This window comes from Pseudarthrobacter sp. NPDC058196 (genome assembly GCF_042882685.1).
GTDB lineage: Bacteria > Actinomycetota > Actinomycetes > Actinomycetales > Micrococcaceae > Arthrobacter.
On the sequence record NZ_JBHVVN010000004.1, the window covers coordinates 103,920 to 129,148 of the forward strand.

Below are 25,229 nucleotides of genomic sequence, written 5' to 3' on the forward strand. Positions count from 1 at the left end.
GTGAGGCGGTCCTGAACAGGCGGTGGCGCCCGGATGGGGGTCGCCACGTTGGCACGGCAGGCTACGGGACCGCGAAGTCGGCGATCCTGCCCTCCCGCAGCGCGGCACCGACGGCGTCGATGCCGCCATAATCGGGGAACACCACCGATTGGCCGGCCGCCATGCCTGTCCCGGCCGTGGGCAGGGTCATGGTGCCGATGGCGTTCACGTCCAGGTTCCGCAGGCTGTAGGCGAGGATGGCGGCCTGGACGGGGTCGAATCCCTTGTCCACGGTAAGGCAGCAGCCCGCGAAGTCCACGAGCGACCGGACCGCGTTCACGTCGTTCAGGGCAGCGCCGCCGGTGAGCCGGGCCAGGATGGCGCGCAGCATGGTCCGCTGGTTCTGCACCCGCTGGAAGTCTCCATCCGTGAAGGCGTAGCGCTCGCGGCTGAACTCCAGGGCCGCCTGCCCGTCAAGGTGGTTAATGCCCTGGCTGAACACATGCTGGGTTTCGATAGTGGACTGGAAGGCAAAGGGGACGTTGACGTCAATGCCCCCCAGACCGTCCGTGAGTGCCCGGAAGCCGTTGAAATCGAGCATCAGTGTGTGGTCGATGGTGACGCCCAGCAATTGCTGCACGGTCTGGGTCGTCAGGTCGATGCCGCCGTATTGCAGGGCCGCATTGATCTTGGAGCCGCCCAGGCCCGGGACGTCCACCCACAGATCCCGCATGATCGAGATGACATATAGCGTGTGGCGGTCCGCGGGCACATGGACCAGCATCAACGAGTCCGAGCGCTGGTCCGAGGGCTCGCCGGTCTCCGCGGTATGGGCTGCCTCGTTGCGGGCGATCCCGCGGCTGTCGCTGCCGATGACCAGCACATTCATCTCGGTCGCCGGGAGGTCCGGAATCGGCTGCGGCGGAGGAGGCGGAGCGGGAGCCGGCGGGGGTGTCCCGGACGGCGTGGGTGTTGGCGTGGGTGTCTCATTTGGCGACTGGGTTTGGGTGGCTGCCGGTGCGGATTCCTTGTCCGCGCGGTTGAGGCTGAACACCGCGATCCCCGCGGCGGCCACCAGCACCAGTGCCAGCAGGGCGGCGATCCAGCGGCGGCGGCCCAGCATTGCAATCCAGGCGGGCTGGCGGGACGCGGACGGGCTGGTGGGGGGACCGGTGGGTCCTGTTGGATCAGGCGTGCTCATGCGGTGCCTCCACCTCATTGTGTTGCGGGTGGGATCAGTGTCCGCCAGTGGTGCCCCTGTTGGCTACAAGCTTGTCCAAACTGTCACCTGCGGCGTGTCGCCGGGCCGCCGGCCCGGTTTCGCTAGGGCGTGCCGGTTGCGTCCCCGCGCACCGGGGAGTTGAGCCGGGCGTGCCGCAGGATGGACACGATGGCCGGGGCCAGCTGGTCCTCCATCTGCCGGTACACCTCTGGCGGGCGGCGGTAAGGGTCCACGATGTCGTTCTCGGCGGGATCGGCGGGGAGCGAGAGGTGCCGCACGCCGGCGGCCCGCGCCGGCAACCCCCGCCAACGGGCTGTGTGGGCAGCCAGCCAGCCGTCGTCGTCGGCCGTGTTGTCCCCGGACTCGGACGTGTCCCGCTGGTCCAGGACATCGAGCATGCGGGCGAACTCGCGGATGGTGAAGGTGCGCTTGAGGAGGGAGGCATCGAGCTGCAAGACCTCGCCGCGGTGTCCGGACGTCATGGTGAGCACCAAGTCCACGCCGCGCAGGAGGGTGGGGGTGAGCTGCCGTGCCGCAAAGCCTTCCGGATCCCCGCCGAAGGTGCGCACGATGTCCGCCGAGATGGGTTGCATGGGTTCGCCCACCATGGCCCGGGTACCGGCGCTCGCCACCTGGAACCCTCCCGGCACGGCTTGGTCCAGCCCTGCCTGCAGCAGCCGTTCGGCCACCGGCGAGCGGCAGATGTTCCCGGTGCAGACGGTCAGGATCTTGACTGGCGCGGAAGTGTCCAAGGAGATGTTCTCTTTCCCAGCTGGTGGCAGGACCGGTGGGCCCGTGCCTTTCAACTTAACACGCAACGGCGCGGCGACGGCCCCAGTGCCGGGACATACCCCGTCACTGTCACCACGCCATTTATACCCCATGGGGGTATCAATTTCCACGTCCCTAGGCCATTACCCCGAGAGTTCCAAAGGACCTCCGGCACTACTTTCCACTGCTCCGTTCGCCCATACTGGAGGAGCGAGTACGGTGCCGGCCCGCTGGGGGCCGGCCAAATACCAGGGAAGTGGGCCTCGTGACCGAGCTGAGCGACTTGTACACGTACTCCAGTGCCCTCGGCGACAACCAGTGCGATGCCGGGGTCTTCCGCGTGGACCTGGCCGGGCCGACCTTCCACTGGTCCGATGGGATGTACCGGCTGCACGGCTACCAGCGCGGGGAGGTAGTGCCCACCCTTGAACTCGTTTTTGCGCACAAACACCCTGACGACCGCGAACAATGCGAGGAAATCACCGCCAGGGTGGCCGAAACCGGCGGCTTCTTCTGCATGTACCACCGCATTTACGACGCCAGGGGCCACACGCGCCGGGTCATGACCTCCGGTGAGGCGATCCTCGGCGACGACGGATCAGTGGTGGCCCTCGAAGGCGTGATGGTGGACCTCACCCGGACCCTGCAGCGCGAAACCGAACAGACGGCGCGCGACGCCGTTGCCGGAGCCACCTCCACCCGCACGGTGATCGACCAGGCACGCGGCATCATCATGGGCCTGCTGAAGCTCGGCTCGGACGAGGCCTTCCAGTTGCTGGTGGCCACCAGCAGCCACCGGAACGTCAAACTCGTGGTGGTGGCCGCGGAACTGGTGCAGCTGGCCAATTCCGTGGACGGGCGGACCTACCTGGACCGCGCCGTGCGGGCCATCCAGTTGCACGGACGGACCAGGGAAACCGGCGGACGCCGCGCCGGCTGACCGTCCGTCCTGCCCCGGTAGAATGGACCCAGGTGCGCCGGGAAGTCTGGTCGGCATGGCTTTGTCGAACCCGGAAACAAGGATGCCTCCATGACCTCCACCCCGCCTGTGCCCAACCGGTCCACACCGCAGGGCTCCACCGTCTTCTCCCGCGGCAGCTACGCCGAGGCCCTCCGGATCGGCGAAATTCTCCGCAAGGAAACCGTGGGCGGAGCCCTCCTGGTCATCGCGGCGGTCATCGCCCTCCTCTGGGCCAACTCGCCGGCGTCGGACAGCTACTTTGCCCTCCGGGACCTCAAGGTGGGCTACGCGCCGTGGCACCTGGAACTAAGCCTGGGTGCCTGGGCGGCTGACGGCCTGCTGGCCATTTTCTTCTTCCTCGTGGGGCTGGAACTCAAGCGGGAATTCGTAGCCGGCGACCTGCGGCAGATCAGCAAGTCGGTGGTTCCGGTGGCCGCCGCCGTGGGCGGTGTGGCCGTCCCGGCGGTGATCTACGCCGTCGTCAACCTCTCCAGCCCGGAAACCCTGCGCGGCTGGGCCATCCCCACGGCAACCGACATCGCGTTCGCCGTGGCCGTCCTGGCCATCATCGGATCCCACCTGCCCAGCGCGCTGCGGATCTTCCTGCTGACGCTGGCCGTGATGGATGACCTGATTGCCATCACCATCATCGCGTTCTTCTACTCCAGCGACATCCAGGTCCTGCCGCTGCTCCTGGCGCTCGTTCCGCTGGCGGCCTACGCGTTCCTGGCGCAAAAGTACCGCAGGTTCTTTGGCCGCCATGCCCCCGCGGCGTGGCTGATCCTGCTGCCGCTGGGTGTGGTCACCTGGGCGCTGGTGCATGCCTCCGGCATCCATGCCACCGTGGCCGGCGTGCTGTTGGGCTTTGCCGTGCCGGTGATCAGGTCGCAGGCCTCCGGCGGTCCGGACGCGGGCCCGGGGCTGGCGGAGATCTTCGAACACCGGTTCCGGCCCATTTCCGCCGGCGTGGCGGTGCCCATCTTCGCGTTCTTCTCCGCTGGCGTGATGGTGGGCGGATGGGAAGGCCTGGGTTCGGCCCTGTCGGATCCCGTGGCCCTGGGCATCATCCTGGGCCTGGTCCTTGGCAAGCCGGTGGGAATCCTGGCCACCACCTGGGTGCTGACCAAAGCCACCCGGGCCAGCCTGGACAGTTCCTTCACCTGGATCGACGTGTTCGGTGTGGCCCTGCTGGCGGGGATCGGTTTCACCGTGTCCCTGCTCGTGGCGGAGCTCAGCTTCGGCAACGGCAGCCTGCATGACGACCATGCCAAGGTGGGCGTCCTGGCCGCCTCATTGATCGCCGCGCTGCTGGCTACGCTGGTGCTGCGTACCCGGAACCGCCAGTACCGGCGCGCCGAAGTGCTCGAGAAGGTGGATTCGGACCACGACGGCGTCCCTGACGTCTACCAGGAACGCACCTAAGCCGCTGGCCCGGCCGGCTTCCGGCAGGCTCAGGCCGTCGCGAGTGGCTTCGCCTCGGCCTGCGGCACGGCCGGGGCCTCCAGGTGCCGGATCTCCAGGGCCTCCGGGTCCAGCAGCTTCCGCGTACCGGTCCGGGAATCCAGGATCCAGAAGAGTTCAAGGGCCGGGACGACGTCGGTCACCCGGCCGCTGTGGAACAGCTTGCCCCGGTGCCAGGCTTCGATCTGGTCCCCGATGCGGAGCTGGGCGGTGCGTATTCCTTGTGCCTCCATGAGGGCTGCCTCCTGCTGTTGTGTCCCCGTAAGCACAGCTTGCCGTGAAGAGGTTGCCGGAGTGTTTCGGCCCGGTGTTTTTTCTGTGTCGGGAGGGGCGGCTGGGCGCCGGAGCCTAGTCCTCCATCGGGAACGCGACGGCTTCGCCCACCACCCGGAGGCACAGTTCCATGCCGGGACGGGCGATCGAGGCGTTCCAGTGCCGGATGGTGATCACTTCGCCGCCGCCGGGGTAGCGGTGGTCTGCGTGCTCGGCCACTTCCTGGGGCACGTTGAGCTTGAGCCGGACCGTGGTTTCGGGGCCGAAGTAATCGGTGTCCACCACCACGCCGCGGATGGGGCCGTCCTCGGCGATCCGGATCTGCTCGGGCCGCAGCATGAGCTGGACCTTCCCCTGTGCCGGCGGCCGGCGCACCGGGATGCCGCCCAGCGAGCAGGTGGCCAGCGAGCCTTCCAGCCAGGCGTCCAGGATAACGGCGTCGCCCAGGAACTCGGCGGTGGCCCGGTCCGCGGGACGGGTGTAGACGACGAAGGGGTTGCCGATCTGGGCCAGTTTGCCGCCTCGCATCACCGCCACCTGGTCGGCGAAGGACAACGCCTCGGCCTGGTCGTGGGTGACCAGGATGGTGGTGACCCCGGCCTCGGCCAGGACCTTGGCCACGGCGCGGCGGGTGGCCACGCGGAGGCCGGCGTCCAGGGCGGAGAAGGGCTCGTCCAGGAGCATCAGTTCCGGCTCCCGGGCCAGGGCACGGGCCAAGGCGACGCGCTGCTGCTGGCCGCCGGAGAGCTGGTGCGGCCGGCGCTTGGCCATGGCCGGATCCAGGGACACCATTTCCAGGAGCTCCGCCACCCGGGCCGCCACAGCCCGCCGGCCGCCCTCCAGCTTGGCCGGATCCAGGCCAAAGGCAACGTTCTGGCCCACCGTCAGGTGCGGGAACAGCGCGCCGTCTTGGGCCACGTAGCCGATCTGGCGCTTGTGCGCGGGGAGCCATGCGCCGTCGCCGGCCACGGTGGTGCCATTGAGCGAGATGGTGCCGGTGTCCGGATGCTCAAACCCGGCGATGAGGCGCAGCAGCGTGGTCTTGCCGGAGCCGGACGGGCCCACGATGGCGGTGGTCCCGCCCTTGGCCACGGACAGGTTGACGCCCCTCAGGACCGCCTGGGATCCGAAGTTCTTGGTGACGTCCGTGATCTGGAGGTGGCTGTTGGTGGTTGCCGCCACGGAGGGGGAGACCCGTGGTTCAGGCAGCCGACGGGTGGATGGTGCTGTCACTGTCCGGCTACTTTCTTGGACTGTTGGAAGAGGAGATAGGTCATGGGGGCGGAAAGCAGGATCATCAGCAGGGCATAGGGCGCCGCTCCGGCGTAGTCGATTTCGCTGCTCTTGCTCCAGAACTCGGTGGCAAGGGTCTTGGTGCCGTTGGGGGACAGCAGCAACGTGGCGGTGAGTTCGTTGGCGATGGCCAGGAACACCAGGGCCGCACCGCCGGCAGCGGCCGGGGCGGTGAGCCGCAGCGTGACGCGGATGAAGGCCAGCAGCGGCGGCTTGCCCAGCGCCTGCGCGGCCTCGTCAAGCTCCTTGGGAGCCTGTGCCAGCCCGGCCCGGATGTTCACCAGGGCCCGGGGCAGGAACAGCAGGACGTACGCCGCCACCAGCACGCCTGCCGTCTGGTAGACGCCCGGCACCACGCGGATGCTGACGGTGACGAAGGCCAGGGCCACCACGATGCCGGGCATCGAGCTGGTGACATAGTTGGACAGTTCCAGCGACTTGCTGAACCAGCCGGGCTTCCGGACCGCGAGGTACGCCATGGGGAACGCGACCACGATCGTGGCCGCAGCCCCGGCCAGGCCGTACCCGAACGTGGCCAGGAGGGCCGGGAGGAATTCGGCGGCGGTCCACACGTCGGCGCCGCCGGCGGCGATCCACTTCAGCACGTAGTAGAGCGGGAGGCCGAACGCCAGGGCCGTCAGCGCCAGCAGGAAGACCTGGCCCGGGATCTGGTAGGCGTGCAGCGGGAGGCGGAGTGCCCGTGCCTGCGCCCCCGAGCCGATCCTCGCGTACCGGGCGGTGCCGCGGCTGCGGACCTCGGCCATCAGCAGCAGCAGGCAGAAGAACACCAGCACGCTGGCCAGCATGTTGCCGGCGGCCCCGTTGAAGGTGGAACGGTACTGGGTCATGATGGCGGTGGTGAATGTATCGAACCGGATCATGGCGAATGCGCCGTATTCGGCGAGCAGGTGCAGCCCGACGAGGAGTCCGCCGCCCGTGAGGGCAATCCGCAGCTGGGGGAGCACCACCCGGAAGAAGGCCCGCCAGGCGCCCAGTCCCAGGGCGGCGGCGGACTGCTCGATGGCAGGGTCCAGCCGGCTCAGGGTGGCGGCCGCTGGAATGTACACCAGCGGGAAGTAGGACAGGGTGGAGATCAGGATTCCCGAGCCCAGGCCGCCGAGCGACGGGATGGCCGAAACCCAGGCGTAGCTGTTCACGAACGCCGGGATGGCCAGCGGCGCGGCCAGCAGGACAGCCCAGATCCGCCGGCCGCGGAGGTTGGTCCGTTCCACCAGCCATGCCCCGGCCACGCCAAGCAGCAGGCACAGCGGGACGGTGGCGGCCATCAGGAGCAGGGTGTTGACCAGCAGTTCGCCCACCCGGGGGCGCAGGATGAGGCCGACGGCGGTGTCCCACCCGGTTGCCACGGTCATGTACACCACGTACCCCAGCGGGACGAGGGAGAAGAGGGCGATCAGCACCGCCAGGACGGACACCGCGGAAACGCCGAAAGGCGGGCGGGGGCTGTTGCCCCGGCCCGCCGTCGTCGTGCCCCGCCTGGCGGGAGCCGATAGATCGGTGGTCACGGAATTAGAGGAGTCCGGCCTGGGTCATCAGATCGCTGACCTTCTGGGAGTTGAGCTTCGCAGCGTCAACCTTGGGTGCCTGCAGGTCCTTGATGGGAACCAGTTTGTCGTTCGCGGGCACATCGGAGCCAATGGCGTACTCGAAGGACGTTCCGTTCTTCAGGACTTCCTGCCCCTTCTTGCCGGTGATGAACTTCAGGAACGCCTGCGCAGCCGCAGCATTCTTGGAGGACTTGAGCACGCCGCCGCCTGAGACGGACAGGAACGCACCCGGATCCTGGTTCTTGAAGTAGTACGGCGTGACGTTGTTGGAGTTCTCGCCGGTCTTGGCCTGGTCGCCATAGTAGTAGTAGTGGTAGATCAGCGCGGCATCCACTTCACCGGCGTTGACCGCCTTCATGGCCGTGCTGTTGCCCTTGTACGCCTTGGAGTTGTCCTTCATGGCCTTGAGCCAGTCTTCGGTGGCGGCCTCACCCTTGAGCTCCAGCAGGGCCGAGACGATGGCCTGGAAGTCGGCGCCGGTGGGCGAGGCGGCCCAGCGGCCCTTCCACTCCGGCTTGGCCAGGTCCAGCATGGACTTGGGCAGCTGGTCCTCGGTGAGCTTGGTCTTGTTGTACACCAGGACGGTGGAACGGGCGGCGATGCCCGTCCACTTGCCGGTGGAAGGCGCGAACTCGGCGGGAACCTGGGCCAAGGTGTCCTTGTTGACGTCGGCGAACAGGCCGGCGTTCTCCACCTGCGTCATGGCGGGGGAGTTCTCGGTAAGGAACACGTCCGCGGGGGACGCCTGGCCTTCCTGGATGATCTGGTTGGACATCTCGGTGTCGTCACCCTGGCGGAGGGTCACCTTGATGCCGGTTTCCGCTGTGAAGGCATCCACCCATTCCTGGGTGAGGCTCTCGTGCTGGGCGTTGTAAACAGTGATTTCGCCCGATGGGGCGCCGTTGGAAGCGGAGCTGTCACCGGCAGGGGTGCCGCCGCCGCAGGCGGTCAGGCCGAGAGCTGCGGTGGCGGCGAGTGCGATGCCTGCCAGCGCGCTGTTGCGGATCTTCATTGAGGCTGCTTTCGTGGGGAAAAGTCTGCGGGAACCTAAGTCTTTACAGGCACCGGGAGGCGGTGCCTATGTTCAAAAACTGTAGGGTAGGCAAACCTAAGCTCCAAGCCGGAAAGCGCTTTAAGTGACGAGGTTCACATCAATTACGCAAACATGGCGTGACGTAATTAGCCCCGAGCGGCCAGAAGGTGCCACCGGCGGTCCTAAGCGATGCCGGTGGTGCCCAGCAGGCTGCCTACCCCGAAGGTGAAGGCCATGGCCAGCACCCCGCCCACCACGAGCCGGATGGTTGCCTTGCGCTTGGAGCTCCCCCCGATCTTGGCGCTGACCGTGCCAGTCAGTGCGAGCGCCAGGATGACTGCAACGAACGTAACCGGGATGCGGGCGGCTTCAGGCGGAAAAATGATGGCCAGCATCGGCAGCACAGCGCCGATAGTGAAGGCGATGGCGGAAGCGATAGCCGCGTGCCATGGGCTGGCAACCTCTTCTTCATCGATGTTCAGTTCGGCGGACAGGTGTGCTTTCAGCGCATCCTTTGCCGTCAATTCTTCGGCGACGGTCCTTGCTGTCGCTTCGCTGAGCCCCTTGGCCTGGTAGATTTCCGCGAGCTCGGCCAGTTCGCCGTCGGGATCGTCCCGGAGCTCCTGGCGTTCCTTTTCGATCAACGCCCGCTGGCTGTCGCTTTGGCTGCTGACGGAAACGTACTCGCCCAGAGCCATGGACACGGCTCCACCCACCACGGCCGCCGTTCCGGCCACCAGGATCGGGGCGATGTCGTTGGTCACGCCCGCGACGCCCACCACGGTTGCCGCTACTGAGACGATGCCGTCATTCGCACCGAGAACTCCGGCGCGCAACCAGTTCAGGCGGGCCGCCATGCTGCTGTCGTGGGGTTCGTTGTGGCTCAGCTTGAGGGTTTCAGACATGCTGGCAGTTAACCACCGCCCGGCACCTAATACCACAAAGGTTTGCATCCCCTAACACCCGCGGAATCCGGGGCTTCAGTACGTGGTGGCGTTGGGCAGGATCAGCGGCGGCCTTGGTACCTGGTTGAAATCGAACGCCGCGGCCAGGTTTCCCAGTATCGGGTTGTCCTCGCGGACGCCGGGACGGTTGTCCGGCCGGCCGTCGGTGGCCGGGTCAATGCGCTCCCCGCCCAGGAAGTCATCTTCGATGAATTTGAAGTACGCGTCATGGCTGAGGACCTGGTGGTCGATGTACCCCTTCTTCGCGTACGGGCTGATCACCAGTCCCGGGACGCGCACCCCGTAGCCGTTGCCGTCCGCTACGGGCGGGGCAACATGGTCGTAGAAGCCGCCCCAGTCATCCCAGGTCAGGAAGATGGCCGTGCTGTCCCAGTCCGGGCCGCTCATGATCGCGTTGATCAGCCCGGCCACATATGCCTGCCCGGTGCTGATTTTTGCCGGCGGATGTTCACTGACCACATCCGTGGGTGCGATCCAGGTGACCGCCGGGAGCCTGCCGTTGCGGGCGTCGTCGTAAAAGCCGTTCAGCGGCTTGATGTTACCCAGCTCGCCGTCCTGCTTGACGGTGTCGAAGTACGGAAGGGGGTTCCACCGGCCCGGCGTTTGGGCGTCCTGCTCTACCGGGGTGCACGTGGCGGCATCGTTGCGGCAGTCCGGTTCCGTCCCCTGGAACACGTAGTACGCCCAGGGCACTGAGTTTTTGTGCAGCAGGTACGTCAGGTCTGTCCACGAATAGTTGGGCAGTTTGAGGTTTTTGGCCGCCTGGGTCAGTTTCACTTTCAGGTCTGCCGGGACGTCCGCGGAGTCCACAGCGGTGCGGCAGGCGGAGTAGGAATCCGTGGGCTTGCAGTTGGCGCTGACAAGCTGCCCGATCTGGGTGGCCAGATCGGGGGTGATTCCCACTGCCTGGAGGGCGTCCCGGCAGGGCCCCAGGTCAACCCCGGCCTGGCATTTGCCGATCAGGCTTTGCTCAAGGGCTTGCTTTTCGGGTTCCGGGTCCACGTTCAGCAGTTCATTGGTGCACGACGACGGGTCCCCGGACTTGGTGCACTTGGCGGCCCATTCGGACACCAGGTACAGGTGGGCGGCAAGGCTGCCGGCGGCCGAGGAAGTGAACATATGGTCCTGCAGCACGAAGTTGTCGGCGTAAGTCCAGTACGTGGGCAGTTCGGTCCGGTCGTGGTATCCCAAAACGTCCGTTGCCTTCTGGCCGTACTTGCAGTCAACAGCCGTCGCCGCGCAGTGGGCCAGGCCCTTTTCGGCCTGTGCCACGAACCCATCCATGGCGCCATGGCTGATGTCAGCCGTCGCATCTGCCGGGCTGTGCGGGCCGCCGGCGTTGCTGTCTTTGGTGTCATGGAACGGCCGTGCGCAACCACCATGGGCGGGGTCCTGGATGCAGACAGCGGGCTGGCCGTCCTGCATGGGAATTCCGTCCGCGCCGGGGTAGGTGCCGAAGTAACTGTCGAAGGATCTGTTTTCCTGGGTGATGATCACCACGTGTTTGATCTTGGAGATCCCGGTATCCCCGGCGGGAAATACGCCGGCGCGCAGCCCGGCTGGCACCATGACGGCGAGGACTGCCAGGGCTACCACTGTTGCGGCGGCCAGGACGAGGGCAGTAAGTCGTCGTCCGTTCCGGAGCAGCCGCATGTCAGGTCCCTGACCGGTAGACGTCGCTGCCGAAGGTCTTCACCCCGGGGTCGGCCGCCAACCCAAGCCGCGGGAGGTGGAACAGGTCCTCGATGGTGGCCAGCGTGCTGTAGTGGTTGTAAGGCTGGTCTGACGAGGCGGCCGCGGTGCTGAACGGCGAGATTACCAGCGCCCCCACCCGCCCCCCGGCCGCACCGCCTGCGGGGCTTCCCTGGTCTCCCTTGGAGGGACCCACCGTGCCGCCGTCGGTCTCGTCGAAGGTGATGACCAGCATGCCGTCCTGCAGGAATGCCGGCGACGACAAAATGGCTGGTACCTGGGCCTTGAGCCACGAGTCCACTGCCCCCAGTCCGCCCCGACTGCCGTCAGCGCAGGTCGCATCGTGCCCGTCGTGGCAGAGGTTGGGCGTGATGTAGGCAAGGTTCGGGGTGGTGTCCACAGATTTCAGGTCGTCTGCGAGCGTGGAGAAGTTGACCACGTTCTTAGCGCAATCCGGGGAGGAAGTAATCGAGCGGAAGTAGACGAAGGGATCGTGGTGCGTGGAGTACATGTCGTTCGGTGTGGCGTGCCCGTGGTTGTCGGGTTCGCCTAGGACCGGGTGCTCGCAGGGCTGTTGCATGTCCTCCATGTAGCCCTTCCACGTTTTGCCCTGGGCTGTCAGTTGCCCGGCCAGGGTCTGGGTTTCCTGCGGGTATAAGCAGCCGTTGCCCTGCAACGTGCCTTCCGGGCCGGTGCCGGTGGCGTTGAACGCCGTATAGGTGCGGCAGTCCTGTTCCGTATCGATATTGGGCTGCTGGCCGGAAATCTGGGCCAGGTAGTTGGGCAGTGAGTTGTGGGCGATGCCGTAGTAATTCTTCAGCAGGACGCCGCGGCTGCGGAGCGTTCCGGACAGGTAGGGTGCGGAGGAGTTGCTGCCCCACACGGAGTCGTAGCTTTTGTTTTCCAGGTTGATGACAAATACATGCTGGGGCGTGCCTGCCTTCGAAGGAATGTCCTGCAGCGGTGCTGCAGTGTCAGGCTCGGAGGTCGGTGCGGGAGCCTGGCAAGCCACGAGGGCGAACAGGAGCAGTGCCAAAACCGGCACTATTGCTGGCGAATGAGCTCGCACAACACTGCGGGATCGGATTGATAAACGGTTCACGGTCGGCCTCCGCGGTCTGGACTCTCTCTACGCCCCAGCGTTCCGGCCACTCTCGCATACCGCGGCCCGGATTTGCACGGGCAAACCCTGTGAGTTCGCAGTGAATCCGATCAGGTTCCGGGCTCAGCCCACTTTCCGGCGGTAGATGGTGGCCGCAGCCGCGTAGGCCACGGCGAGGAGACCGGCCAGCCAGGCGAGCGCTGTCCAGATTCCGGTGCCCACGGGTTCCTGCGCGAGCAGCGCCCGAAGTGTGTCCACGATCGGGGTCACCGGCTGGTTCTCGGCAAACCAGGCAACCGGCCCGGGCATGGTGGCCGTGGGAACGAACGCCGAACTGATGAACGGCAGGAAGATCAGCGGGTAGCTCATGCCGCTGGCGCCATCCACGGTCTTGGCGGTCAGGCCGGCAACTACCGCCAGCCAGGTCAGGGCCAGGGTGAACAGGACCAGGATTCCGGCGACGGCGAGCCATGCTGCCACGGAGGCGCCGCTGCGGAACCCCATGAGCACGGCGACGCCGGTCACGATGGCGATCGCCGCGAGGTTGGCGGCCAGTGAAGTGAGCACGTGGGCCCACAGGATGCTGGGCCTGGCGATCGGCATGGATCCGAGCCGTTCGACGATCCCGCCCTTGACGTCAAGGAACAACCGGTAGGCGGTGTAGGCCACGCCGGAGGCGACGGTGATCAGGAGGATGCCGGGCAGGAGGTAGTTGACGTAGGAGCCGCCTGAACCGGTGGTGATGGCGCCACCGAACACGTAGACGAACAGCAGCATCATGGCCACGGGTGTCACTGCGGTGGTGATGATGGTGTCCGGGCTGCGGAGGATGTGCCGCAGCGAGCGGCCGGTCAGGACGGCGGTATCCCGCAAGGCGTGGGTGCTCATCAGTGGTCCTTTCCTGGCGCGGAGGCGCCGCTGGGACGGTTTTCCGGGGCTGAACCCACCAGGGCCAGGAAAACGTCCTCGAGCGAAGGCTGTTTCTCCACGTATTCCACGGTGGCGGCGGGGAGGAGTTGCTTGAGTTCGGCCAGCGTCCCGTTTTGGATGATGGTGCCTTGGTGCAGGATGGCGATGCGGTCTGCGAGTTGTTCTGCCTCGTCGAGGTACTGGGTGGTGAGCAGTACGGTGGTGCCGTGGCCTGCGAGCTGCCGGATGGTCCGCCACACTTCGTTGCGTGCCTGCGGATCGAGGCCGGTGGTGGGTTCGTCGAGGAAGAGGACGCTGGGGTTTCCGACCAGGCTCATGGCAATGTCCAGGCGCCGCCGCATGCCGCCGGAGTAGGTGCCTGCCCTGCGGTTGGCGGCTTCGGCCAGGTCGAAGCGGTCCAGCAGGGCGCCGGCGACCACTCCCGGGTTGGGCAGGTGCCGCAGCCGGGCCACCAGCACCAGGTTCTCCCTCCCGGTGAGGACGTCGTCGACGGCGGTGAACTGGCCGGTCAGGCTGATGGCGGCCCGCACGTCCCCGGCCCGGGTGCGGACGTCGAAACCGTTCACCGAGGCCGTGCCGGTGTCCGGTTTCAGCAGGGTGGAGAGGATCTTTATCAGCGTGGTCTTGCCGGCGCCGTTGGAGCCGAGGAGCGCGAAGATGCTTCCCGGCATCACGTCAAAGTCGACGCCCCGCAGCACGTGCAGTTCCTTGAACGACTTTTCGATGCCCTGGACCCGGATGGCGGGTTGCAGGGCCTGGTCTGTGGCCATGGCCGGTCCTTTTCCGGTGCGGGGCTTCTCAGGCGTCGCCGGCAGCGGCCTGGTTGATGGAGTCGGTCAGGCGCTTGCGCTCCTTGTTGATCCACTGGCCGTCCGAGTAATTGCTGATGAAGGTTTCGGCGAACTCCACCGGGTCCTCGCCAACGATGTCGCGGATCGGGGTTTCGTCCGCCGCGGCCCCCTCCACCAGATCCGCCAGGTCCTCCAGCATCTGCACGAGGACATCGCCCTTGACGATGGCGCCGGCGTAGGTGAAGTAGCGTTCCAAGGCGTCGATGGTGGTCCGGTAGCTGCCGGGCAGCTGTTCTTTGCGGGCCTTGTATTGGCGCCAGCGCTTCTTGTCGTCGAAGGAGCCGGTGACTTTCTCGAGCCATCCCTGTGTCATGGTCATTCTCCTTTTTCCTGCGGGTTGTTGGTGTGGTGGAGCTGCTCGATCCGTTCGGCGAGGAAGCTCCAGGAGGTCCAGAACTCGTCCAGGTATCCGCTGCCGGAAGCGTTCAGCGAATACACCTTGCGGGGCGGTCCCTTTTCGGACGGGACTTTGGCCACATCCACCAGGCCGCGTTGTTCGATGCGGACCAGCAGTGCGTACACCGTGCCCTCGACGATGTCCGAAAACCCCTGGTCGCGAAGCCTTGCGGTGATTTCGTAGCCGTACGCCGGCCGGGCGGCGAGGGTTGCCAGGACAATGCCCTCCAGCGTGCCCTTGAGCATCTCGGTCATCTGCTTGCCCATGGAATTCCTTTAGGTACTTAGTGTTACTGACTACTAGTAGATAGTAACACTGAGTAGCCGCGGTGCAAGCCCCCGGGCAGGTCTTTCTGCCCTACTGGGCGGACCCCGGCAGGCGTTGACTTGAACCATGGGCAGCAGAGGCCCATCGGGCGGAAACGTACTGGCGTTCCGCCCACACCAGAAAGGAAAAACAGTGAAAAAGTGGTATCGGTGGCAGGACTACGCAGCAGCTGCCGCCGGACTCTTTACCGCAGTGGCGGTCCTGTTCACGCGGCAGCAAAACATGTCCACCACCCTCATGCTCGTCTTCGGCGGGCTCCTGGTGGTCAGCGGAATCGTCAACCTGGCAATGCCCGGAACTCCGGTCATGGAATACGCCCAGGCTGTCGTTGCCGCAGTATTGATCCTCTCGCCGTGGCTGGGGTCCTACACGGGCGCGACCGGCGCAGCATGGACGTCGTGGATTGCAGGGGCAGTGGCGCTGGTGGTCACCGCGGTGGCCATAAAGCCCAGCACTGACGCCCATCACAATCTGCGCATTTCGCATTAGCGGCAGCATCCGCCATGACTGACGTGATGCGGTATGAGGCGGGATCCCCTCCTGCCCATGCCGCACCGGAGGCCATGGCGGAGCTGTATCCATACGGCGGGTGAGGGTGATGGTTGCATTCCTGAACAGGGCCGACGCCGGGCGGCGGCTGGGCAAACGGCTCGCCGGCCTGCGCGGACGGGACGTGGTGGTACTGGGCCTGCCCCGCGGCGGCGTGCCCGTGGCGTTCGAGGTGGCCAAGGCCCTCGAGGCGCCGCTGGATGTGATCGTGGTGCGGAAATTGGGGGTTCCCTTCCAGCCTGAGGTGGCCATGGGAGCCATCGGGGAAGGCAACGTCCGGGTCCTGGACCGGCGCACCCTGTCCATGGCCCATGTCTCCCAGGAAGACCTGCAGCAGGTGGAACGGCGGGAGCGGGTGCTGCTGGACAGCAGGGTGGCGCGGTTCCGCCAAGGCCGCCCGCGGCTCGACCTCACCGGACGAACTGCGGTCATCGTGGACGACGGCATCGCCACCGGCTCCACCGCCAAAGCGGCCTGCCAGGTGGCCCGGCAACTCGGCGCAGCAACAATCATCCTTGCCGTTCCCGTTGCCCCCGCCCGCGCCATCGTGGAGCTGAAGGAACCGGACGACGTCGTCTGCCTCCTCTCGCCCCAGGACTTCCAGGCGGTGGGGTACTACTACCATGACTTCTCGCCCACCGAGGATGGCGAGGTGGTGCAGCTGCTCGACGCGGCGGCATCCCCGCCCCGCCACCGCGGCGACGAAAGGGAAGACGGCACCCTGGACGACGACGTCGAAATCCCGGACGGCCGGGCCGTCTTGCGCGGCAGCCTCCACCTGCCGGGAAGGTGCGACGGCACGGTCCTCTTCGCCCACGGCAGCGGCAGCAGCCGCCACAGCCCCCGCAACCGTTACGTGGCCTCGGTCCTGCACGGGGCAGGGCTGGGCACCTTGCTCCTTGACCTGCTCACGCCCGAAGAGGAAGTCAACCGCGCCAACGTCTTCGACATCGCCCTGCTTGCCCGGCGCCTTTCCGCCGCAACCCATTGGCTGGAGGCGCGCCGTGACGGCTCCGCCGGCCGGATCGGCTACTTCGGAGCGAGCACCGGCGCGGCCGCGGCGCTCTGGGCCGCCGCCGAGCCCGGCGCCGAGGTTGCCGCCGTGGTGTCCCGGGGCGGGCGGGCGGACCTTGCCGGTCCGCGGCTCGGCGCCGTCAGGGCCCCCACCCTCCTGATCGTCGGCAGTGCCGACACCCAGGTCCTGGCACTCAACCGCCAGGCGATGGCACGCATGCAGGCGCCCACCCGGCTCGAGATCGTCCCTGGGGCCACCCACCTCTTCGAGGAGCCCGGAACCCTGGCACTGGCCGCGAACCTGGCCGCCGACTGGTTCCGTCACTACCTCCTGCCGTCACCGGTGGGGCGGTCCATGCCGGAGGCGAGGGAGTGAAACGCTGGGCCGCCATCATCAAGGACGTGCCCGCCTTCCCGGTCCGGCCCAACATGCCGGACTATGAGGCCGCCAGGCGCGACTTCAGCTGGGACCAGGCCCGGCAGGCACTGGCCGGGTTGCCCGGCGGCCGCGGGCTGAACATCGCGTACGAGGCCGTGGACCGGCACGTGGCAGAAGGCCGCGGCGGCAAGGAAGCCCTGCGCTTTATCAGGGCCGACGGCGGCACCCGGTCCCTGGACTACGGTGACCTTGCCGAGCAGTCCGGCAGGTTCGCGGCAGTGCTCCGGACACTGGGGGTGGGGCGCGGTGAGCGGGTCTTCTCCCTCCTGGGCCGCAGCCCGGAGCTGTATGTCGCCGTGCTCGGCACCTTCAAGAACGGCAGCGTCTTCTGTCCGCTCTTTTCCGCCTTTGGTCCCGAACCGGTCCGGCAGCGGCTGCACCTCGGCGCGGGCCGCGCCCTGGTCACCACCAGGGCCCTGTACCGCAAGAAGGTGGCGCCGGTCCGGGACAGCCTTCCCGAGCTCCGCTGCATCCTGCTGGTGGACGCGGACGGCAACCCCGAACCGGGAACCCTGGACTTGGCCGGCCTCCTGGCGCAGTCCCCCCAGCCGGTGCCGGGTGTCCCCGGCGGGGACATCGCCGACACCGCGCCGGAGGACATGGCGCTGCTGCACTTCACCAGTGGAACCACCGGCACGCCCAAGGGAGCCATCCATGTCCACGACGCGGTGGCCGCCCACTACGCCACCGGCCGCTTCGCCCTGGACCTGCACCCGGAGGACGTCTACTGGTGCACCGCCGATCCCGGCTGGGTGACGGGCACGTCCTACGGCATCATTGCGCCGCTGGTGCACGGTGTGACCGCCATCGTGGACGAGGAAGAACTGGACGCCGACCGCTGGTACCGGATCCTTGCGGACCAGCACGTCACCGTCTGGTACACCGCCCCCACGGCACTGCGGATGCTGATGAAGGCCGGCACCGAACGGGCAGCCGGGCATGACCTCTCCGCGCTGCGCTTCATCGCCAGCGTGGGGGAGCCGCTGAACCCGGAGGCGGTGGTGTGGGGCCAGGAGGTCCTGGGCCTGCCGGTGCATGACAACTGGTGGCAGACCGAGACGGGCGGGATCATGATCGCCAATTTCCCTGCCATGGACATCCGCCCCGGGTCCATGGGGCGGCCGCTTCCCGGGATCGAGGCGGCACTGGTGGCCCGGGACGCCGACGGCAAGCCCGTCCTCCGGGATGGCCAGGCGGTCCTGGTCACGGAACCGGACACCATGGGGGAGCTGGCGCTGCGCCCCGGGTGGCCGTCCATGTTCCGCGGCTACCTCAACGAAGAGGAGCGCTACCGGCGGTGCTTCGCCGGCGGCTGGTACCTTACCGGCGACCTGGCAAAGCGCGACGCCGACGGCTACTTCTGGTTCGTCGGCCGCGGCGACGACGTCATCAAGTCCTCGGGCCACCTGATCGGCCCGTTCGAGGTGGAAAGCTGCCTGATGGAGCATCCGGCGGTGGCCGAAGCAGGAGTGATCGGAGTGCCCGACCCGGTGGCCGGCGAGGTGGTCAAGGCCTTCGTGGAACTCAAGCCGGGCAACCAGCCCAGCGAGGAGCTGCAACTGGAGATCATCGGCTTCGCAAGGAAAAGGCTGGGCGCCGCCGTCGCGCCCCGGCTGCTGGACTTCACCAGCACGCTGCCCAAGACCCGCAGTGGAAAGATCCTGCGCCGGCTCCTGAAATCCCGTGAGCTGGGGCTGCCCGAAGGCGACACCTCAACCCTGGAGGCCCCGGCCGGACCGGCGCTGGGACTCGGCAAGGACCAGCCATGATTACCCTGCGGAACCAGGCCATCCGCGACCAGGAACACGCCCTGCACCTGTTGCGGCAGATGCTGCGGGTGCGCCGGCTCGAAGAAAAATGCATTGAGCTGTACAGCGCCGCGAAGATCCGCGGGTTCCTGCACGTGTACATCGGCGAGGAAGCCGTGGCCGCCGGGGTGATGGAAACCCTGGCACCGGAGGACGCGGTGGTGGCCACCTACCGCGAGCATGGCCACGCGCTGCTCCGCGGCGTCTCCGCCGGTGCCATCCTCGCCGAAATGTACGGCCACGCCGAGGGCTGCTGCCGGGGCCGCGGCGGCTCCATGCACCTCTTCGACGCGGAAGCCCGCTTCTACGGCGGAAACGCGATCGTGGCCGGCGGGCTGCCCATCGCCGTCGGCCTGGCGCTCGCGGACCGGATGGCCGGGCGCGAGCGCGTCACTGTCTGCTTCTTCGGCGAGGGCGCCGTGGCGGAGGGCGAGTTCCACGAAAGCATGAACCTGGCCGCCCTGTGGCAGCTTCCGGTGCTCTTCTGCTGCGAGAACAACCTTTACGCGATGGGAACCGCGCTGGGCCGTTCCGAATCCCAGACGGACATCGCGCTCAAGGCCGCCGGGTACGAAATCTCCGCGTGGGCCGTAGACGGGATGGACGTGCTCGCCGTCGAGGAAGCTGCCCGGCGGGCGGTGGACGCCGTCCGGTCCGGCGGCGGGCCGCACTTCCTGGAGCTGCGCACCTACCGTTTCCGCGCCCACTCCATGTTCGATCCCGAGCTGTACCGGGAGAAAACGGAGGTGGCCCGCTGGATGGAACGTGACCCCATCAGCCTGCTGCAGGGAACCATGCAGGCCGCGGGACAGCTGCCGGAGGACACCTGGGCGGCGCTGACGGCGGACGTGGATGCGGAGATCAGCACCGCGGTCGGGTTCGCCGAGAACGGCACGCCGGAACCGGTGTCCGAACTCATGCGGTTTGTCTACAGCGACCGGCCGGAGGGCGGCAGCAGCGTTGCGACCGCCGGCGACGGGGCCGGGAAAGAGGGGACGGCAGGATGAAAACCACATACCGGGAAGCGATGCGGGCGGCCCTCCGCGACGCGATGCAGCGCGACGAGCGGGTGTTCCTCATGGGCGAGGACGTGGGCAGGTACGGCGGCAGCTTCGCCGTGAGCCTGGGGCTGCTGGAGGAGTTCGGGCCGGAACGGATCCGCGATACGCCGCTGTCCGAGTCCGGGTTCGTCGGTGCGGGGATCGGCGCGGCGCTGGGCGGAATGCGGCCGGTGGTGGAGATCATGACCGTCAACTTCAGCCTGCTGGCGCTGGACCAGATCATCAACAACGCCGCCACCTTGCTGCACATGTCCGGCGGCCAGTTCAACGTGCCCATCGTCATCCGGATGACCACCGGTGCCGGCCGCCAGCTCGGCGCCCAGCACTCGCACAGCCTGGAAGGCTGGTACGCGCACATCCCGGGGCTCCGCATCCTCGCCCCCGCCACCCTGGCCGACGCCCGGGGCATGCTCTGGACCGCGCTGCAGGACCCGGACCCGGTGCTGATCTTCGAGCACGGCTCGCTGTACAACGTGGCCGGGGAGCTCGACGACGACGCCGGCGCCGTGGACATCGACAAGGCAGCGGTGGTGCGCCACGGGGACGGCCTGACGCTCGTCACTTACGGCGGCACGCTGCCCATGGTGCTGGAGGCCGCGGACCTGCTGGCCGCCGAAGGCATCGAGGCCGACGTGATCGACCTCCGGACCCTCCGCCCGCTGGATGCGCCCACCATCCTGGACAGCGTGGCCAGGACCCACCGGGCCGTCGTGGTGGACGAAGGCTGGCGCAGTGGCAGCATCTCGGCGGAGATTGCCGCCAGGATCTGCGAGCAGGCCTTCTTCGACCTGGACGCCCCGGTGGAGCGGGTGTGCAGCTTGGAGGTGCCGGTCCCGTACGCCAAGCACCTGGAACAGGCGGCCCTGCCGTCGGTGGAGCGGGTCATGGCCGCCGCGCGGAGGGCCGTGGGGACCAATGGCTGAGTTCCGGATGCCGTCCCTGGGCGCGGACATGGAGCACGGCAAGGTGGTGGAGTGGCTGGTCAAGCCGGGAGATTATGTCCATAAGGGCGACCTCGTGGCGGCCGTGGACACCGACAAGACCGTGATGGACATCGAATCCTTCGAGGAGGGCGTCGTCGCCGAGTTCCTGGTGGACATCGGCGACACCGTGCAGGTGGGGACGCCCATCGCCCGGATCACGGCCACCCCCGCCGAACTCCCGCCGCCACCCCCGCTCACTTCCGGCAGCATTTCCCCCGACGCCCGCTCACCTTTGACAGCAAATGAGGCAACGCCAGCTCATCCTGGTGCCGCGGGCGGGCATCCGGAGCCGGGCGCAAAAGTCCCGCCGCCGGTCAGGCACCTGGCGCACACGCTGGGGGTCGACGTCGGACGCCTCGCCGGCAGCGGTGCCGGCGGCGAGGTGACCCGGGCCGACGTCGAACGCGCCGCTGCGGCGTCCGGCACCCGGGCGCCGGAGCCGGCAACAGCACCCGAAGCGCACCGCGTGCGGTCCTCGCCGCTTGCCCGCCGGCTGGCGGCAGAACTCGGGGTGGACCTGCCAGCCGTCCCGGGCACGGGCCCGGGCGGTGCCGTGACGGAGGAGGACGTGCTCGCCGCCGTCCCGCCCCGGGGGCGGCCGGCCAGGGAACCCGGCGCGGACAAGCCAGCGCAAGCACCGCCGTCGGAAGCCCGCCCCGCGGCACCGGCGCAGGCAACGGAACCCGTGCTGCCCGCCGCACCCCGGCAGGAACCGGCTGCGGCCGGCAGCAGGACGGAGAGCCTGCGGCAGGCCATCGGTGCGTTGATGTCGCGGTCCAAGAAGGAGATCCCGCACTACTACCTCGCCACCACCCTGGACCTGGCAGCAGCGATGGCGTGGATGCAGGCGGCGAACCAGCAGCGGCCCGTCACCGCCCGCCTGGTCCCGTCCGCCCTGCTGCTCAAGGCAACCGCGCTCGCGGCAAAGGAGGTGCCGGACATGAACGGCTTCTTCACCAGGGGCGCGTTCCAGCCCGCCGGCGCAGTGCACCTGGGCGTCGCGGTGGCCTTGCGCCACGGCGGGCTGGTGGCACCGGCGCTGCACGACGCAGACACCCTCAGCCTGGACGAGCTGATGGAGCAGCTGCGCGGCCTGGTCAGCCGGGCCAGGGCGGGCAGGCTCCAGCGCGCCGAGATGGCCGACCCCACCCTCACCGTCACCAACCTGGGCGACCTGGGCGTCGAAAGTGTCTACGGAGTGATCTATCCGCCGCAGGTGGCCATGGTGGGCTTCGGCAAGGTCCTCGAACAGCCGTGGGCGCACAACGGGATGCTCGGGATCCGGCATGCGGCCATCGCCACCCTGTCCGCGGACCACCGGGTCAGCGACGGGCTGCGCGGCGGACGCTTCCTGGCCCGGATCGACGAACTCCTGCAAACGCCGGAGGACCTGTGAGCTGGACCCGTGTGAACGAGGAGGAGCCGTGAACCAACAGGACGCGCGCCGGGCCGTGGAGGCGGCGATCGGCAAAGTAGCGCCCGACGTCGAGCCCGGGGACCTGGACGGCGCCGCCAGGCTGCGCCAGGACCTGGAACTGGACTCGCTGGATTTCCTCCACCTGGTGGAGGTCATCGCCGAGTCCACGGGCGTGGATATCCCGGAGGCAGACTACCCGGCGGTGGCTACCGTGGGCGGGCTGGTCACCTACATTGCGGGGCGCGGATAGAAGGGCCTATCCCGCCGCGTGGTCATTCCCGCGCATCCGCACGGCCACCACCAGGCCCGAAACCGCGGTGAGCACTGCGACGGCGGCGATGGCCGCGGGGATGCCGTAGAGGTCCGCGAGCACTCCGGACAGCAGGGCACCCACTGCGAATCCGCCGTCGCGCCACAGCCGGTACACGCCCACCGAGCGGGCGCGCCAGGCTGGATGGGCGACGTCGCCGATGGCTGCCAGCAGGGTGGGGTAGACCATGGCGGTACCGAGGCCCAGCACGACGGCGCCGGCGAGCCAGGGTGCGAAGCCGTGCGCTGCGGCAATGATCGCCAGGGCGGCGGCCTGCACCAGCATGCCGGCCGCGATGAACCACTTGCGACCCCAGCGGTCGGAGGCGGCGCCGGTCACCAGCTGGGCCGCTCCCCAGGCCGCCGGGTAGGCGGCGGCCAGGATGCCGATCTGGCCAAGGCCCAGGCCGGCACCGGCGAACAGGACGGGGAAGAGGCCCCACGCCAGGCCGTCGTTGAGGTTGTTCACCAGGCCGGCCTGGCTTGCCGCGGAAAGGGAGCGGTCCGTGAAGCTGGTGAGGGTGAACACCTGGCCGGTGGTGAGGCCGGCGTGGGCGGTGTCCCGTCCCGTGGCATGCTGTGCAGCCTCGGTCCTGGCATGGTGGTGGGTTTCGCGGACGGCCAGGACGGTCAGTCCGAGTCCCAGCGCGATGTAGGCGGCACCCAGGAGGAACGGGGCCGGGCGGAGGCCGTGGGCGGTGGCGAGGTAGCCGGTGGCCAGGGCCGTCACGGCCACCCCGAGGTAGCCCGCGGCCTCGTTGAAGCCCATGGCCAGGCCGCGCTGTTTGGGTCCCACGAGGTCCATTTTCATGATCACGGCGGTGGACCAGGTGAGGCCCTGGCTGACGCCGAGCAGCACATTGGCCGCCACGATCCAGCCCCAGGACGGGCCATAGATGAGCATCAGGGGGACGGGCACCGCGGCCAGCCAGCCGGCGATAAGGACCGGTTTCCGGCCGTACCGGTCCGAGAGCGTGCCGGCGAAGTAGTTCATGGCGGCTTTGGACAGGCCGAAGGCGAGGATGTAGGTCAGTGCGCCCGTGTACAGGTCGAGGTGGAATTCCTGGGAGGCGAGCAGCGGAAGGACCGTGCGCTCCTGGCCCAGGGTGCCGCCCACCAGGGCGTTCACGGCCACCAGCAGCATGAACTGGGCCAGGTTCTGCCGCAAGCCCAGCACCGCCGGGTTGGATCCGCTGTGGCGGGGGGATGTGCTGCCGGGCATTCGCGGCGCTCCGTTCGTGGTGGGGACAAAAGAGTGGCCCGGACACGCGGGGGACGCGTCCGGGCCGGGCCCGGGCAGGAGGGGGGTCCTGCCCGGGCGGTCTGGGGGGAATTGCCTGCTCAGGCTGCGGGGACGGTGTTCCGCCAGGCGTTCCAGGCGGCGTAGCTGCCGTCGAGTTCGACGACGTCGTACCCGGCCCGGCGCAGGGCGCTGGCGGCTACGGAGTTGCGCACGCCGGACTGGCAGTAGGACACGATGGCGCCCTCCGCCGGGAGCTCGTCCAGGTGCCACATGACGCGGCCGCCGCTGAGCTGGTGGGAGCCGGGGACGTGCCCGGCCCGGTGCTCGGTCTTGTTGCGGACGTCCAGGACCATGGCGGCCTCGAAACCTTCGAGTTCTTCGGGCTGGATCAGCTTTGGCGTGAAGGAGGGCAGCCCGTCGATGCCTGTGAGGTAGCCGGCAACGTTGTCGATGCCCACCCGGACCAGGTGGTCCCACAGGTCCTGGGCGTGTTCCTGGTCTTCGGCCAGGAGCACCAGCGGGTTCATATCGGTCTCCGGGTTGACCACCCAGGCGCTGTAGCTGGCCACGGACTTGCCGGCCGGGACGTTCAGGGACCGGACCACCGTGCCCTGGTGGACTTCGCCGTTGGAGCGGGTGTCGATGAAGGTCAGGGTATCCTCGGCCAGGCCTTTGGCGACGGCGTCCGGGTCCAGTTCCTGCAGCGGGGCGCGTTCGCCCATGACGGCGGGGCCTTCCCGGTTTTCGCGCTTCATGCGGTCGAAGTAGGCGTGGGCGTCGGGCTGGCCATCGAGCAGTTCGTTGATGAAGCCCTGTTCGTCGTTGGCGGCGAGGTAGGGGCCCCACCAGGCGTACAGGCGTTCGTAGCCCACGGTGGAGGAAGGGATGGCGCCCAGGGCCTTGCCGCAGGCGCTGCCGGCGCCGTGGCCCGGGTGGACCTGGACGTAGTCCGGCAGGGTGAGGAACTTGTCGCGGAGGCTGGCGAAGAGCTGCTTGGCGCCTTCGAAACGGGTGTCCACGCCTCCGGCTGCCTCGTCCAGCAGGTCCGGCCGGCCCAGGTCGCCGGAGAAGACGAAGTCTCCGGAGAGCAGGTAGCCGGGTTTGTCGCTGAACGCGCCGTCGGTGACCAGGAAGGACAGGTGCTCGGGGGTGTGCCCGGGCGTGTGGACCGCCTTGATGGTGATGTTGCCCAGGGTGATGGTGTCGCCGTCGTAGAGCCGCTCCCCCTCGAACTGGTACTGCCAGTCAGGTCCGCCCTCGCCGGAGACGTAGATCTTCGCGCCCGTGGCGGCAGCCAGTTCGCGGGTGCCGGAGAGGTAGTCGGCGTGGATGTGGGTCTCGGTGACGGCCACGATCTTCATGCCGTTCTTTGCGGCAAGGTCCTGGTAGACGGCGATGTCGCGGCGGCCGTCCACCACGATTGCCTCGCCCTTGGCCTGGCAGCCGATGAGGTAGCTCGCCTGGGCCAGGTCTTCGTCGTAAATGCGCTCGAGTAGCATCGGGTGCTCCTTCGGTCGAAAGGGGATGGGAAGGTTGTTCTGCAATAATTATAGATACCCCTGGGGGTATCTTGCAATGAGA

General features: G+C 67.9%; 24 protein-coding genes. 9 read left to right on the top strand and 15 right to left on the bottom strand.

Going from position 1 to position 25,229, the window contains the following annotated elements; all coding sequences use genetic code 11:
* Positions 1-61 precede the first annotated feature (61 nt).
* Both ACFVVC_RS07125 and ACFVVC_RS07130 read right to left on the bottom strand, forming a co-directional pair.
* The gene (locus ACFVVC_RS07125) at positions 62-1,180 is read right to left on the bottom strand and encodes an LCP family protein (RefSeq protein WP_387450597.1); all 1,119 of its coding nucleotides are present in this window, start codon (positions 1,178-1,180) and stop codon (positions 62-64) included.
* A 122-nt stretch (positions 1,181-1,302) separates the two neighbouring features.
* Positions 1,303-1,953 carry a low molecular weight phosphatase family protein gene (locus ACFVVC_RS07130; protein WP_387450599.1) on the bottom strand — a complete coding sequence of 217 codons (651 nt, stop codon included), beginning with the start codon at positions 1,951-1,953 and terminating at the stop codon, positions 1,303-1,305.
* A gap of 284 nt (positions 1,954-2,237) precedes the next feature.
* On the opposite strand from ACFVVC_RS07130, the gene ACFVVC_RS07135 reads away from it, so the two are divergent.
* On the top strand, positions 2,238-2,912 hold the full coding sequence (locus ACFVVC_RS07135) for a PAS and ANTAR domain-containing protein (protein ID WP_387450601.1): 675 nt from the start codon (positions 2,238-2,240) through the stop codon (positions 2,910-2,912).
* Between the two features lie 90 nt (positions 2,913-3,002).
* Positions 3,003-4,355: a Na+/H+ antiporter NhaA gene (gene nhaA, locus ACFVVC_RS07140; RefSeq protein WP_387450602.1), complete on the top strand. Its 1,353-nt coding sequence runs from the start codon at positions 3,003-3,005 to the stop codon at positions 4,353-4,355.
* Between the two features lie 29 nt (positions 4,356-4,384).
* On the opposite strand, the gene ACFVVC_RS07145 is transcribed toward nhaA, so the two are convergent.
* The 11 genes from ACFVVC_RS07145 to ACFVVC_RS07195 all read right to left on the bottom strand — a co-directional run bounded on the left by ACFVVC_RS07145 (position 4,385) and on the right by ACFVVC_RS07195 (position 14,764).
* Complete coding sequence (locus ACFVVC_RS07145; protein ID WP_387450604.1) at positions 4,385-4,627, bottom strand: hypothetical protein; 243 nt, start codon at positions 4,625-4,627, stop codon at positions 4,385-4,387.
* Between the two features lie 115 nt (positions 4,628-4,742).
* Entirely contained in the window at positions 4,743-5,900 is a 1,158-nt protein-coding gene (locus tag ACFVVC_RS07150; RefSeq protein ID WP_285247086.1) for an ABC transporter ATP-binding protein, read from the bottom strand.
* Positions 5,897-7,486 (bottom strand): ABC transporter permease, encoded by a 1,590-nt coding sequence (locus ACFVVC_RS07155; protein WP_387450607.1) that lies wholly within the window; start codon positions 7,484-7,486, stop codon positions 5,897-5,899. Before ACFVVC_RS07155 ends, ACFVVC_RS07150 begins: the two co-directional genes overlap by 4 nt.
* A 4-nt stretch (positions 7,487-7,490) precedes the next feature.
* Positions 7,491-8,540 carry an iron ABC transporter substrate-binding protein gene (locus tag ACFVVC_RS07160; RefSeq protein ID WP_387450609.1) on the bottom strand — a complete coding sequence of 350 codons (1,050 nt, stop codon included), beginning with the start codon at positions 8,538-8,540 and terminating at the stop codon, positions 7,491-7,493.
* A 203-nt stretch (positions 8,541-8,743) separates the two neighbouring features.
* Entirely contained in the window at positions 8,744-9,466 is a 723-nt protein-coding gene (locus ACFVVC_RS07165; protein WP_387450611.1) for a VIT family protein, read from the bottom strand.
* Positions 9,467-9,541: 75 nt separating this feature from the next.
* Positions 9,542-11,179: an alkaline phosphatase family protein gene (locus ACFVVC_RS07170; RefSeq protein ID WP_387450613.1), complete on the bottom strand. Its 1,638-nt coding sequence runs from the start codon at positions 11,177-11,179 to the stop codon at positions 9,542-9,544.
* A gap of 1 nt (position 11,180) precedes the next feature.
* A complete protein-coding gene (locus ACFVVC_RS07175; protein WP_387450615.1) occupies positions 11,181-12,254 on the bottom strand; it encodes an alkaline phosphatase family protein in 1,074 nt (357 codons plus the stop codon).
* A gap of 189 nt (positions 12,255-12,443) precedes the next feature.
* Positions 12,444-13,208 (bottom strand): ABC transporter permease, encoded by a 765-nt coding sequence (locus ACFVVC_RS07180; RefSeq protein WP_387450617.1) that lies wholly within the window; start codon positions 13,206-13,208, stop codon positions 12,444-12,446.
* Positions 13,208-14,020, bottom strand: coding sequence for an ABC transporter ATP-binding protein (locus ACFVVC_RS07185; protein WP_387450619.1), 813 nt, complete (start codon positions 14,018-14,020; stop codon positions 13,208-13,210). The genes ACFVVC_RS07180 and ACFVVC_RS07185 overlap by 1 nt, the downstream gene beginning before the upstream one ends.
* 28 nt (positions 14,021-14,048) lie before the next feature.
* Complete coding sequence (locus ACFVVC_RS07190) at positions 14,049-14,414, bottom strand: DUF1048 domain-containing protein (protein ID WP_387450621.1); 366 nt, start codon at positions 14,412-14,414, stop codon at positions 14,049-14,051.
* Between the two features lie 2 nt (positions 14,415-14,416).
* Positions 14,417-14,764, bottom strand: coding sequence for a PadR family transcriptional regulator (locus tag ACFVVC_RS07195; protein WP_387450623.1), 348 nt, complete (start codon positions 14,762-14,764; stop codon positions 14,417-14,419).
* 193 nt (positions 14,765-14,957) lie between these two features.
* On the opposite strand from ACFVVC_RS07195, the gene ACFVVC_RS07200 reads away from it, so the two are divergent.
* The 7 genes from ACFVVC_RS07200 to ACFVVC_RS07230 all read left to right on the top strand — a co-directional run bounded on the left by ACFVVC_RS07200 (position 14,958) and on the right by ACFVVC_RS07230 (position 22,346).
* Entirely contained in the window at positions 14,958-15,314 is a 357-nt protein-coding gene (locus ACFVVC_RS07200) for an SPW repeat protein (RefSeq protein ID WP_387450625.1), read from the top strand.
* Between the two features lie 109 nt (positions 15,315-15,423).
* Positions 15,424-16,764: a phosphoribosyltransferase family protein gene (locus ACFVVC_RS07205; RefSeq protein WP_387450627.1), complete on the top strand. Its 1,341-nt coding sequence runs from the start codon at positions 15,424-15,426 to the stop codon at positions 16,762-16,764.
* Entirely contained in the window at positions 16,761-18,596 is a 1,836-nt protein-coding gene (gene acsA, locus ACFVVC_RS07210) for an acetate--CoA ligase (protein ID WP_387450629.1), read from the top strand. Before ACFVVC_RS07205 ends, acsA begins: the two co-directional genes overlap by 4 nt.
* Complete coding sequence (pdhA, locus tag ACFVVC_RS07215) at positions 18,593-19,642, top strand: pyruvate dehydrogenase (acetyl-transferring) E1 component subunit alpha (RefSeq protein ID WP_387450631.1); 1,050 nt, start codon at positions 18,593-18,595, stop codon at positions 19,640-19,642. Before acsA ends, pdhA begins: the two co-directional genes overlap by 4 nt.
* Positions 19,639-20,619, top strand: a complete 981-nt coding sequence (locus ACFVVC_RS07220) for an alpha-ketoacid dehydrogenase subunit beta (RefSeq protein WP_387450633.1) — start codon at positions 19,639-19,641, stop codon at positions 20,617-20,619. Before pdhA ends, ACFVVC_RS07220 begins: the two co-directional genes overlap by 4 nt.
* The gene (locus tag ACFVVC_RS07225) at positions 20,612-22,075 is read left to right on the top strand and encodes a dihydrolipoamide acetyltransferase family protein (RefSeq protein ID WP_387450635.1); all 1,464 of its coding nucleotides are present in this window, start codon (positions 20,612-20,614) and stop codon (positions 22,073-22,075) included. Before ACFVVC_RS07220 ends, ACFVVC_RS07225 begins: the two co-directional genes overlap by 8 nt.
* A gap of 28 nt (positions 22,076-22,103) precedes the next feature.
* The gene (locus tag ACFVVC_RS07230; RefSeq protein ID WP_387450637.1) at positions 22,104-22,346 is read left to right on the top strand and encodes an acyl carrier protein; all 243 of its coding nucleotides are present in this window, start codon (positions 22,104-22,106) and stop codon (positions 22,344-22,346) included.
* A 6-nt stretch (positions 22,347-22,352) separates the two neighbouring features.
* On the opposite strand, the gene ACFVVC_RS07235 is transcribed toward ACFVVC_RS07230, so the two are convergent.
* The gene (locus ACFVVC_RS07235) at positions 22,353-23,627 is read right to left on the bottom strand and encodes an MFS transporter (protein ID WP_387450639.1); all 1,275 of its coding nucleotides are present in this window, start codon (positions 23,625-23,627) and stop codon (positions 22,353-22,355) included.
* A gap of 119 nt (positions 23,628-23,746) precedes the next feature.
* Positions 23,747-25,147 (bottom strand): rhodanese-like domain-containing protein, encoded by a 1,401-nt coding sequence (locus ACFVVC_RS07240; protein WP_387450641.1) that lies wholly within the window; start codon positions 25,145-25,147, stop codon positions 23,747-23,749.
* Positions 25,148-25,229: the final 82 nt, after the last annotated feature.